Source organism: Vibrio sp. zbq_1 (assembly GCF_043102935.1).
Lineage (GTDB): Bacteria > Pseudomonadota > Gammaproteobacteria > Enterobacterales > Vibrionaceae > Vibrio > Vibrio parahaemolyticus.
On the sequence record NZ_JBICJH010000032.1, the window covers coordinates 444,010 to 454,743 of the forward strand.

Below are 10,734 nucleotides of genomic sequence, written 5' to 3' on the forward strand. Positions count from 1 at the left end.
TATTCCTGCCCTTCTGCAAATATGAGGACAGAAATTTGACAAAACATTTACGCAGTTATTTGCATTTTGAGTGTTAAGCGTATGACACGATTTAACTTTTTTCCTCATCACGGTCGACAAACCAGACAAAATCCATTGTGTTTTCGGCGGTTCTAAACGCAAAAAAGCCGCACGAATGCGGCTTTGCTTTCAATGTATTAGCAGACTATTTTGCGTCACGCGGTTCAGAATTCTCACGACGCGGACGATTGTCTTGCGGTTTACGCTTATTCTTAGGTACGTAATTCAAAATCGAAATCGGCACGGGCTTTCTTGGAGCAAAACCTTCGATTTCAACACGCTCAAGCAAGTGGCCCAGACGGCTTTCAATCATGCACAGGTTTTTGAAATCATCCTTCGATACCAAAGAGATCGCTTCACCTTGCGCGCCAGCACGGCCAGTACGCCCGATGCGGTGTACGTACTCATCCGCAGGGAATGGTAAATCGTAGTTAATCACTACTGGTAAGTTGTCGATATCAATACCACGCGCGGCAACACCGGTTGCAACCAGATACTGAATTTCACCCGCTTTGAACTTCTCAATCAGTTCCTGACGAACACGCTGATTGCGACCACTGTGGAACGCTTCAGCCACAATGCCGCGCTTCTCAAGCTGGCTAACCAATTTGGCCGCGCCGTGTTTTGTTTCAATAAAGATCAGCACTTGCGACCAGTCGTTTTCATTCAGCATGTGGCTCAAAAGCGATGACTTCATGTCTTTATCGACGGTGGTGATCCACTGCTTGATGTTCGACTTAGATGCGCTGTGTTTTGCAATCGTAATCTCTTCAGGATCTACAATCGCGTTTTTGGCCAAATCACGAACTGGGTTCGACAACGTAGCCGAGAACAGCAAACTTTGAACATCTTCTGGCATGCAATCGATGATCTTATCGATCGAGTCGATAAAGCCCATATCAAGCATCTTATCGGCTTCGTCCAATACCAGCATTTCCACTTCATCAAAATGGATCGCACGCTGGCCGTATAAATCAATCAGACGTCCTGGAGTGCTCACCACAATATCTACGCCTTCAATCAGCGCTTGCTTCTGCGGCGCATATTCCACGCCACCAAACATCGCCATTGAGCGCAGTGGCAAGTTCTTCCCGTACGCTTCAATACTTTGATGCACTTGCAGAGCCAGTTCGCGCGTTGGCGTAAGAATGATGGCACGAGCGCGTTTTTTACGTTGCGTCTCACCTTGGCTGAGCTTTTCTAAGATTGGCAACACAAAGCTGGCGGTTTTACCCGTGCCTGTTTGCGCAGCCGCGATCAAGTTGCTGCCACGCAGCACAATTGGAATCGCTTTTTGTTGGATAGAAGTCGGTTTTTCGTAACCCAGCGCCGTTACGGCATCCGTAATTGGTGCGCTTAAACCAAGCTTAGAAAATGGCATAGAAACGTCTCTAAAGAGGAAATGGGCGCGTAGTTTATCAGAATCCCAGTCAAGTAACAGAATCATTCGTCTGGACGCGAAAACCACATTCAACAAATGAACTCTATCCTTTTAATAAGACATTCTGTTGGCATGACGCGTTGAATTATTCACAACCTCACGTTTCTCGCGAGAGAATCTCGTTATGCTGCTAACGTGTGCATTATTGGAAGGCGCCATGGACATTTTATTGCTTGTTGGATTGATCGCACTAAACGGCATTTTCGCTATGTCTGAGATTGCGTTAGTCGCGGCGAAAAGCGGCCGACTAAAAATGATGGCCGAAGACAACGCACCTGCTGCGCTCGCTTTAGAACTAAAAAACAACCCTACCCAGTTTCTTTCGACTATCCAAATCGGCATTACTGCCATCGGTCTACTCAGTGGCATTTTTGGTGAAGCGACGCTGTCCATTCCTTTTGAACACTGGCTCGTTGCCCAAGGGCTAGAGCGCGAAGTCGCCACCATTCTTGCGACCACCAGCGTTGTTATTTTGATCACTTACTTCGCGATCATCATCGGCGAGCTCGTACCAAAACGTTTTGCGCAAAACAACGCGGAAAGCATCGCAATTGTGGTCGCCTATCCGATTCATTGGTTAGCCAAACTTGCCAGACCTTTTGTGTTCTTACTTACTGTGTCGACAGACGCGTTACTTAAACTTCTGCGCCAAAACGAAAACCAAGGCGAAATCGTCACAGAAGAAGACATCTTTGCCGTCGTCAATGAAGGTTCGGAATCAGGAGCCATCGAACCGCAAGAACAACTGATGATCCGCAAGCTACTGCACCTCAATGATCGTTTAGCCCTGTCTTTAATGACGCCGCGCTGCGACATCCATTTTTTGGACACCAACTTGCCGCTGGATGCGATTCTCAAACACCTACGTCAAACTCAACACTCAGTTTGGCCAGTGTGCAAAGGCGGTTTAGATAACATCATCGGCACCATTTCCTCAAAAGTATTGCTTGATGAGTACGACCACCTGTCTGTTTCGAGACTCGGTAAATTGCTCAAACATCCGCGCTTTGTACCGGAGTCGATGAAAGGCTTGCCTCTGCTGAACTACATGCAACAAACCAGCGCAGAGATGGTATTTATTGTTGATGAATATGGCGACGTGCAAGGCTTAGTCACCTTATACGATTTGCTCAAGTCCATTGCTGGCGAATTAGGAATGGCACCAGAACAAATCTGGGCGAAGCAGCAAAAAGACGGCAGTTGGCTGATGGATGCGCTGATTCCTCTCAACGAACTCAAATACAAACTGGGATTGACCACAATTGAAGGCGAAGAGAGTGAAGGTTTTCAAACCCTCAATGGCTTTTTAACTTGGTGGCTAGGACGCCTTCCACATGCAGGAGAGTTGGTCGACTATGAGGGCTGGCAGTTTGAGGTGTTAAACGTCAAGCATCACCGGATTGTGCAAGTTAAAGTGAGCCGAGAGACAGAGTCGGAAACAACCACCGACACCAACGATGGCGACGCTAACCCATAAAGTTAGGCTGCAAACCTTTCGCCAGCTTCTGCCTAACTTTGTAAGAGACGTCACTCAACGTAATGCTCCCTTTGCTGTGACGATCGATGCCTGCATTTTGTCGGTAAGCGATCGAACCTTGTTTGAACAGCACGTGTGAGGGTGACTTCCCGATTGCCGCGGGGTAGAGAATCGCCATGTAAACATCTTCCAACGAAGACATTCGGTGTCGATAAGGCCAAAAGTAAGCTTTCACATAATCGAGCTGTTCAACGGCGCTCATCATGGCGAGATGCTTAGTGCTCGTCCCCAAGTTTTTCGCGGTTGCGGGCATGAACTGAATCAGACCTGTCGCCCCACTCCCAGAGCCGTTTCTAATGCTAGGGCTGAACGTTTCAGCCGTCTCAAAGGCCATACAAGCCATTAGATGATTCGGGTTGATTTCTAGCTCAGAGCAAATTTCGACCACTTTGCTTTTGAATGCTGGGCTGACTCGCTGTCCCCACGCCAAAACATGCTCAGAAGGCTCTTGAAATGGCTCGGGAGAAAAAATACATCGATGGGAACGTTGAGGATAAAAAGGAAGCATTTTAATGAGGCGCTGCTGCCTGCCCTTCAACATGGAAGTAAAGGAAAACAATACGGCTTTGAGTGGCTGCCGTTTTTTAAACTTTACTAATCTATACAGTCGCTTAGATACCTTTTTCACGATATAACCAAGTTGAGGGAACACTCCCAAAATGTAATCCATTTCCTACGAGTTTTATAGAAATATCAGCTACAACAAACATTTATGTGATTAAGGTCACCTTTAAGGCAATTTCAACGTTCAATAACCCACCAAAAAATGAATAACCTTATTAAAATCAAGGCAATAAAAAGCCCCATCTATGAATCACAGATGGGGCTAATGAGATGTTTTTAATGGTTCTTTCTTAGTAATTTAAAAACCTTCGCCACGAACTAACTCAGCCAGTGTCGACAAGCGTTGTTCACTTTGCTTGACGTATGGGTTCTCGGTATCCCACGCGTAACCAGCCAATATTGCACTGATCATCTGTTTAATGCGTGGATTTGGAGCTTGGTAGAAAATCACGTCTTGAAGCGTGCCGTTGTACCATCCTTCCACATAAGTGCGGAACGTGTTGACACCAACCATCAAGCGTTCTGAGTATTCTTCTTGCCAATCAACCACTTCGCCGTTCAATTGACGCACAACGCAATCAGCAGCAAATTGAGCGGACTTCATCGCTATAGTGACACCCGATGAGAATACCGGATCCAAAAATTCGCCCGCGTTACCAAGCAGCGCGTAGTGTTCTGTGGCTAAGCGTTTGACGTTCGCTGAATAGCCACCCAACTCTCCTGCAGGATTTGGGTACTTCGCGTTTCGCAATAAAGATGCCAAACCCGGCTCTTCATTAGCCAACTGCTGCAAAGCTGCAAGCTTATCTTCTGGGTGTTGCTCGAAAAACTCAGGCTCACCCACCACACCAAACGAACACGTACCATTCGAGAATGGAATGAGCCAGTACCATACGTCGTGATTTTCAGGATGGACTGAAATCAGAATTTTGTTGCGATCGTACTCTGGTTCTTGTGGTGAAATATGATCTTCGATATGCGTAAAGATCGCTTTTCTTGGTGGAAGGCAAGAAGGTTCTTCCAGATCCAGCAAACGCGGCAGCACTCGGCCAAAACCACTCGCATCCAAAACAAAATCGGCTTCGATTTGATACGCCTGCTTATCGGGCCCAACCACTTCTAAGCGCGATTTTTTGCCTTCAAACGCCAAGCTAACCAGCTCATGTTGATAACGAATATCGACGCCCTGCTCTGCGGCGCTGTCAGCGAGCACTTTATCAAAACTGGCGCGTTGAACCTGAAATGTGGTGCCTGGTCCTGCGGTAAATTTGTCAGTGAAATCAAAGTGGGTGTAGACCCCATTACGACGGAACGCCGCACCATCTTTGAATTGGAAGCCATGCTGCTTCACCGCCTCTGTCATTCCGGCAAGTTCAACCACCTCCATACAAGCTGGAAGTAAGCTTTCGCCAATTGAGAAACGAGGGAACGTCGCTTTTTCGATCACGACAACATCAATACCACGAGATTTTAGCAACGCAGAAACGGTGGAACCCGAAGGACCTGCGCCAACGACGACAACTTGCTTGTGCTCTGTTTTCATTCTTTATACTAGCTTGCTTGGAGTTTTAATAAGGTATGTCCGAGGCCAATGTTGTCCGTTCTTTCCACAACAGAGAGACCTGCTGCTTCAACAATTTCTAGGAAATCATCACTACGGTAGAAACGGCTATTACCATTGGCTAGGCAGGTAAAGTAAAGCGAGGTGGCATTTAAGCTGTATGACGCACCCGCATATTTCTGCGCATCCCAAAACAGTTCGAGAACGTAAACGGTATCGCCCGCGCTCAACTGCGCCTTCACTTTCTTCAAAATATTTAAAATTTCAATTGGAGAGAAACAATCTAAGAACTGGCTCATCCACCAAATATCGGCATGATCAGGCAATGTTTGGGCTTTATCAAGCATATTGGCAGGATACGGATGCACGCGCTCGCTGAGCTGATTCTCTGCCACGTTCGACATCGCGACTTCCAATTGCTGCGGCAAATCAACAATGGTCACATGCACATCTTTATCGTAGTTGCAGCACTGCATTGCCCATTTACCCGTATTGCCACCGATATCGACAATATGTTTTGGCTCATTGGCAAACACTTCTTTAAGCAGCAATGGGAAAGAACGATCCGAATAGAAGTGATCAAACTTAAACCAGCTCTGCTTAGCTTGCTCAGGTAATGTCGACAACCCTTGATAGATGGTTTCCCAATCGCCCAACTCTTTCAGTCCAGCAGGTTTGCCGTCTTTGATTGCTTCAGTCAGGTGCATCATCGCGGCATAACAAACGTCGGCCGTGAAATCCATGTTTGCTTGGGTCATGCCATCGTACAACAAGTAGAACCCGAGGTTGGCCAGTGAGTAGTTAGGTTTTTCCCACAAAACAATGTGCGCACTTATCGCCATGTCTAGCAGCACTTTGACACCATATTCTGACACGCCTGTTTTTTCGGCGATATCAATGGCGCTCATGCCTTTTGAACCAGCGCTATCGAGCGCCGCTAATATACCCAAATCTCTGAGTGTTCTCGCGGTATGGAAAACGATAGGGGCAAAAGATAATTTTTGAGCTTCTGTTTTTGCTTCAAAAGCATTAAAAGGATCATTATTTTGATTTAACACGAAAAAACCTAACTGCATTTAATAATTTTTATTGCTGAGACTGAGTGCCCAACAACGCAAGTGCTCGCTGAATATCAACATTTAAATTGTTTACCCAACGATTGTAATTGCGGTGAATTTTGCCATCACTTGCTTTGAGATTTACTGAGTTGAGATAAATAATTGAATAATATTTGTTGTTGTATGGAATTTTTACTTCAGCAGAGTGTGTACGAACGTGAATTTTCGCAATTAATACACCCGGACTAACTTCTTCAATCGTCCAACCACGGTTAGTTGCGGATTGCACAATCGCCATTTTTACTTGTTTATTTTGAAGATCATACGCAACTGGAGTATCCTCCACACTCAATACAGGTTGTACACGTCCACAACCGACAAGAAGCAAAGTTAATAATAATGAGATGTACAGCTTAAAGCGCGACATAAGAATTTCCTTTTTATTATGAATTCGGGTGAAGCCCAAATTGTATCGAGCTGTAAAATAAACAATTTAACCAAATATGCCAAACTCGAAGATCAAAATTTCGTTCAATATTGATGCGTGGACAGCGAATTCACTGGGTTTATCTCAACCTGATGAATGGAAAGAATGGGCTGCAAGCGGAAATTGGCCACAAGATGGCAAAGTAAATGTGGCGGATATTCCTGCAATGATGCGCCGAAGAATGAGTCCATTAAGTAAACTTGCAGTGCAAACGGCCATCGAATTATTAAAGCAACATCAGGTCGATTATCTGGTGTTTTCTAGCCGTCATGGCGAACTGCATCGCAGTGTCGCGCTGGTTGCAGACATCATCAGTGGCGAAGAAGCCTCTCCAATGGCGTTCTCTCAATCAGTGCACAATACCGCGGCAGGTTTAGCGACCATCGCAACCAAGCAGCCAATCCCTCTCACTTCGATTGCGGCATCGGAAAATACATTCCAAAGCGCGATATTAGAAGCGTGGCTATTTTTAGCAGACAATCCAGATAAGAAAGTTCTGCTTGTCGACTTTGATGAACCTTTACCTGAATCCTACGCCGAATTTGAACAGCAGCAGTATCCGGGCTTTGGCTTAGGTTTGGTGCTATCAAACGGTGATGATTTTACGTTGCGCAGCAGCCAAAGCGTAGAAAAACAAGGCCACCTTTTGCCACAAGGCTTAGCGTTTTTGCAGCACTACTTGTCAGACAAAACTCAGTGGACCATCCATGCCCCACAGCAAGCTTGGGAATGGCGCAAAAAATGAATCGCTTAAATCAGTATTGGCGCGTGCTCGCCACGGGTTTCTGTTTTTCGGTATTTGGTTTGGGTGGTTTAGCGCTTAGCTTTATCGTAATTCCAGCTATTCGTATTTTTGTCTCTGACCAAACCGAACGTGAATATAAAGTTCAAGGCGCGATTCAATATTCTTTCAACACATTCTGTAAATTAATGAAGTTCAGCGGGGCGATTGATTATGAAATTATTGGCGCAGACCTTCTTCAACAAGATCGAAATTGTTTAATTGTTGCCAATCATCCGAGTTTAATTGATTACGTTTTAATCGCCTCACAATTAAATCGCTGTGATTGTTTAGTAAAGTCGGCAATTTGGTCGAATCCTTTTATGAAGCATATTGTAAAAGCGGCCGGCTATATTCCAAACGAAGCGCCAGATGATTTATTAGCACTTTGTGAAGAACGATTTAATAAAGGCAACGTGTTGCTTATATTTCCGGAAGGCACAAGAACAACACCAGGCATAAAACCTAAGTTGCAACGTGGCGCGGCGCAAATTGCAGTAAGAACAGAACGAGATTTAAGAGTCGTACATATTACGGTGACACCGAGCTTTCTCACAAAAGAGAAAAAATGGTATCAGGTGCCAACAACAAAGCCCTTTTTCAAAATTGAAGTTAAGGATAAAGTTGAGATTGAGCCCTTTATAAAGCAAACTACGTCACCAACGATAGCGGCTCGACGCTTACAACAGCACTTAGCTGACAACATTTTTCCAGAAAACTTTTATTGATAAGCAGGTCCCAGTGGAACAGTTACACAACGATATTAAGCAACTTATTATTAATGCTTTGAACCTTGAAGATTTAACCGTAGACGACATTGAAACGGATGCGCCACTTTTTGGTGATGGACTTGGCTTAGACTCTATCGACGCACTTGAGCTTGGATTAGCAATTAAAAAGCAATACAACATCGTCATCGATGCTGACGACTCAAATACGCGCGAACACTTTGCTTCTGTAGCAAACCTAGCGAAATACGTTTCTTCTCAAACCAATGAATAAGTTGTAGGTATATTCATGACTGATGTAAATAAAGATCAAGTATTTGAACAAGTTAAAGATGCGCTTGTTGAGCTGTTCGAAATCGACGCAGACGACATCCAACCTGACGCGCACTTATATCAAGATCTCGATCTAGATAGCATTGACGCGGTTGATTTGGTCGTGCACCTACAGAATGTCACTGGTAAAAAAATCAAACCTGCTGAATTTAGTACAGTAAGAACCGTTGACGATGTCGTTAACGCAGTCACTGAGCTATTGAAGGAAAGTTAATGCGCCAATTGCTGACTGGTCTGTCTGCAATTGTACTGTTTGCCTACCCCTTCGCCGTTTACTTCGGTATAGATAAATTTGGCTTGAACTTAGTTGGGGGCTTGTTAATTGCTGCGTTGCTTTTGCGTTTATTCGTCGCAAATAAGACCCCACTTAAAGAGTTTAAATTCCTAGCGCTCACCACGGGCGCTGTCGGTATTCTTCTTGTTACGCTTGGCATGGTGTTTAAACAACACGGGTGGCTTAAGTTTTACCCTGTGGTTGTGAACGTATGCATGTTGTGCGTGTTCGCTTTTAGTCTCAAACAGCCTCAATCGATCATTGAAAGGCTCGCGCGTTTACAAGAACCAGAACTACCGCCAAGCGGCGTTGCTTACACTCGCAAAGTGACGATGGTTTGGTGCGTTTTTTTTGTACTGAATGCAGCTTTTGCCCTCTATACCTGTTTCCTGCCAGTAAAAATATGGACGCTGTATAACGGTCTGATTAGCTACTTACTTGCTGGTAGCTTGTTCGCCGGAGAATGGATCGTGCGTCAATTTGTTCGAAAGGAACACTAATCGTATGAATACAACGTATTCGAGCTTTACCTCACTGGCGACCTTGTTCAGCACAAAGAGGTATGAGCAATCCCCTGTCTCTTACGATCGCGACACAGTTATCACTTGGGGTGATTTCCAGCAGCACGTCGCAACGCTTGCTCAGCAGTTAGAAACCCAGCCAACGCAAAACATTGCGTTGTGTTTTGGCAACAGCTACCTATTTGCCGTTGGCTTTTTTGCTTGTTGTCACGCAGGAAAATCCATTGTATTGCCTGGTAACTACCAACTAGAAGCACTCAAAGAACTCAGCGAGCATTACGATTTATTGTTGCATGATGCCGATGTTTCTGTTTCAGAACAGGTGAGTTCACTCCTAGTAAAAGCTCAATCATTGGTAGGCATCACCTTGATTCACGAGCAACAGGTAGACCAACCTTTTGTTTGGCACGAATTGAATCTGGCAAAAATACCAGTAACGCTATTTACTTCTGGTTCAAGCGGCAAACCAAAAGCTATTGCAAAAACGCTGAAACAGCTCGATATCGAAGTTGCTATTCTAGACAACCTGTGGGGCGACAAGGTTGCCAACACGCGCGTTGAAAGCACCGTCTCTCATCAACACATTTACGGCTTGCTGTTTCGCGTATTGTGGCCTTTGTGCTCTGCACGTCCATTTTCAGCACACAACCTCGAATTCCCTGAGCAAATTATCCATCACGCCGATGCTGACACCACGCTAGTAAGCAGCCCTGCGTTACTAAAACGACTCAGTGAAGAGCACAATCCGGTTTCGATTCGGTGCGTATTTTCATCTGGTGGCCCCTTGTCAAACCAAGCGGCGCAGCACAGCCAGCTGTTGTTTGGGTCACTTCCTATTGAAGTTTTTGGCAGCACAGAAACCGGCGGCATCGCCTACCGTCAGCAGCACGTAGCCAGCACTCCTTGGACGTTATTCCCTGGTGTTGAAGCCGAGCTTAACCATGAAAATTGTTTAAAGCTCCGCTCGCCACACATTGATGAAAACACTTGGTACCAAACTGCGGATGAATGCTATTTCCATGATAGTATTTCTTTTGAATTGCGTGGACGCACTGACCGAATCGTCAAAGTCGAAGAAAAGCGTATTTCCCTTGTCGAAGTGGAAAAACGTTTAGAGCAACTGCCGTGGGTTCAAGAAAGCGTGGTTATCCCAATGGAAGAATCTGGTCGCCTCACGTTAGTCTCGATCATCGTACTTAACGATAAAGGCGGTGATGTGCTTAATGAACTCGGTAAAGGCAAGTTTTGGCTTGAGCTTCGCAAGGCTCTGCGCAATTGGCTAGAGCCGATCGCTATCCCGAGAAAATTCAGAGTGGTCGACGAAATTCCATTGAACAGCCAAGGCAAACGCCAAGTTGCTGAAATTGAAAAACTATTCCAATAAAGCTA

The 10,734-nt window shown here is 45.3% G+C and carries 12 protein-coding genes; 7 read left to right on the top strand and 5 right to left on the bottom strand.

Annotated elements, in window-relative coordinates; translation table 11 throughout:
• Nucleotides 1-205: 205 nt before the first annotated feature.
• Nucleotides 206-1,441, bottom strand: a complete 1,236-nt coding sequence (locus tag ACF8CV_RS16135) for a DEAD/DEAH box helicase (protein ID WP_005479020.1) — start codon at nucleotides 1,439-1,441, stop codon at nucleotides 206-208.
• A 184-nt stretch (nucleotides 1,442-1,625) separates the two neighbouring features.
• Between ACF8CV_RS16135 and ACF8CV_RS16140 the strand changes: the two genes are divergently transcribed.
• Nucleotides 1,626-2,978: a hemolysin family protein gene (locus ACF8CV_RS16140; RefSeq protein ID WP_005479025.1), complete on the top strand. Its 1,353-nt coding sequence runs from the start codon at nucleotides 1,626-1,628 to the stop codon at nucleotides 2,976-2,978.
• Here the strand turns inward: ACF8CV_RS16140 and ACF8CV_RS16145 are convergent.
• The 4 genes from ACF8CV_RS16145 to ACF8CV_RS16160 all read right to left on the bottom strand — a co-directional run bounded on the left by ACF8CV_RS16145 (nucleotide 2,968) and on the right by ACF8CV_RS16160 (nucleotide 6,648).
• Entirely contained in the window at nucleotides 2,968-3,708 is a 741-nt protein-coding gene (locus ACF8CV_RS16145; protein WP_138938247.1) for a transglycosylase SLT domain-containing protein, read from the bottom strand. The two genes, ACF8CV_RS16140 and ACF8CV_RS16145, sit on opposite strands and share 11 nt — an antisense overlap.
• Before the next feature lie 192 nt (nucleotides 3,709-3,900).
• Nucleotides 3,901-5,145, bottom strand: coding sequence for an NAD(P)/FAD-dependent oxidoreductase (locus ACF8CV_RS16150; protein ID WP_017448712.1), 1,245 nt, complete (start codon nucleotides 5,143-5,145; stop codon nucleotides 3,901-3,903).
• 8 nt (nucleotides 5,146-5,153) lie between these two features.
• On the bottom strand, nucleotides 5,154-6,239 hold the full coding sequence (locus tag ACF8CV_RS16155; RefSeq protein ID WP_011105739.1) for a methyltransferase: 1,086 nt from the start codon (nucleotides 6,237-6,239) through the stop codon (nucleotides 5,154-5,156).
• A 10-nt stretch (nucleotides 6,240-6,249) separates the two neighbouring features.
• Complete coding sequence (locus tag ACF8CV_RS16160; RefSeq protein WP_005460588.1) at nucleotides 6,250-6,648, bottom strand: lipoprotein; 399 nt, start codon at nucleotides 6,646-6,648, stop codon at nucleotides 6,250-6,252.
• Nucleotides 6,649-6,724: 76 nt separating this feature from the next.
• Here ACF8CV_RS16160 and ACF8CV_RS16165 point away from each other — a divergent pair, with 76 nt between their 5' ends.
• Genes ACF8CV_RS16165 through ACF8CV_RS16190 form a run of 6 tightly spaced genes read left to right on the top strand, consistent with a single transcriptional unit; the run spans nucleotide 6,725 to nucleotide 10,729 of the window.
• On the top strand, nucleotides 6,725-7,453 hold the full coding sequence (locus ACF8CV_RS16165) for a beta-ketoacyl synthase chain length factor (RefSeq protein WP_138938248.1): 729 nt from the start codon (nucleotides 6,725-6,727) through the stop codon (nucleotides 7,451-7,453).
• Nucleotides 7,450-8,217: a 1-acyl-sn-glycerol-3-phosphate acyltransferase gene (locus tag ACF8CV_RS16170; protein ID WP_171055959.1), complete on the top strand. Its 768-nt coding sequence runs from the start codon at nucleotides 7,450-7,452 to the stop codon at nucleotides 8,215-8,217. Before ACF8CV_RS16165 ends, ACF8CV_RS16170 begins: the two co-directional genes overlap by 4 nt.
• Nucleotides 8,218-8,230: 13 nt before the next feature.
• A complete protein-coding gene (locus ACF8CV_RS16175) occupies nucleotides 8,231-8,491 on the top strand; it encodes a phosphopantetheine-binding protein (RefSeq protein WP_005457487.1) in 261 nt (86 codons plus the stop codon).
• A gap of 15 nt (nucleotides 8,492-8,506) precedes the next feature.
• Complete coding sequence (locus ACF8CV_RS16180) at nucleotides 8,507-8,764, top strand: acyl carrier protein (RefSeq protein WP_005460583.1); 258 nt, start codon at nucleotides 8,507-8,509, stop codon at nucleotides 8,762-8,764.
• Nucleotides 8,764-9,324 (top strand): intracellular septation A family protein, encoded by a 561-nt coding sequence (locus ACF8CV_RS16185; RefSeq protein WP_021453665.1) that lies wholly within the window; start codon nucleotides 8,764-8,766, stop codon nucleotides 9,322-9,324. Before ACF8CV_RS16180 ends, ACF8CV_RS16185 begins: the two co-directional genes overlap by 1 nt.
• A 4-nt stretch (nucleotides 9,325-9,328) precedes the next feature.
• Nucleotides 9,329-10,729 (top strand): AMP-binding protein, encoded by a 1,401-nt coding sequence (locus ACF8CV_RS16190; RefSeq protein WP_171055960.1) that lies wholly within the window; start codon nucleotides 9,329-9,331, stop codon nucleotides 10,727-10,729.
• Nucleotides 10,730-10,734 lie beyond the last annotated feature (5 nt).

Bases quoted from the DNA above. Each gene is read 5' to 3' on its own strand.
- ACF8CV_RS16135 (WP_005479020.1), bottom strand. From the start codon at position 1,441: ATGCCATTTTCTAAGCTTGGTTTAAGCGCACCAATTACGGATGCCGTA.
- ACF8CV_RS16140 (WP_005479025.1), top strand. From the start codon at position 1,626: ATGCTGCTAACGTGTGCATTATTGGAAGGCGCCATGGACATTTTATTG.
- ACF8CV_RS16145 (WP_138938247.1), bottom strand. From the start codon at position 3,708: ATGGATTACATTTTGGGAGTGTTCCCTCAACTTGGTTATATCGTGAAA.
- ACF8CV_RS16150 (WP_017448712.1), bottom strand. From the start codon at position 5,145: ATGAAAACAGAGCACAAGCAAGTTGTCGTCGTTGGCGCAGGTCCTTCG.
- ACF8CV_RS16155 (WP_011105739.1), bottom strand. From the start codon at position 6,239: ATGCAGTTAGGTTTTTTCGTGTTAAATCAAAATAATGATCCTTTTAAT.
- ACF8CV_RS16160 (WP_005460588.1), bottom strand. From the start codon at position 6,648: ATGTCGCGCTTTAAGCTGTACATCTCATTATTATTAACTTTGCTTCTT.
- ACF8CV_RS16165 (WP_138938248.1), top strand. From the start codon at position 6,725: ATGCCAAACTCGAAGATCAAAATTTCGTTCAATATTGATGCGTGGACA.
- ACF8CV_RS16170 (WP_171055959.1), top strand. From the start codon at position 7,450: ATGAATCGCTTAAATCAGTATTGGCGCGTGCTCGCCACGGGTTTCTGT.
- ACF8CV_RS16180 (WP_005460583.1), top strand. From the start codon at position 8,507: ATGACTGATGTAAATAAAGATCAAGTATTTGAACAAGTTAAAGATGCG.
- ACF8CV_RS16185 (WP_021453665.1), top strand. From the start codon at position 8,764: ATGCGCCAATTGCTGACTGGTCTGTCTGCAATTGTACTGTTTGCCTAC.
- ACF8CV_RS16190 (WP_171055960.1), top strand. From the start codon at position 9,329: ATGAATACAACGTATTCGAGCTTTACCTCACTGGCGACCTTGTTCAGC.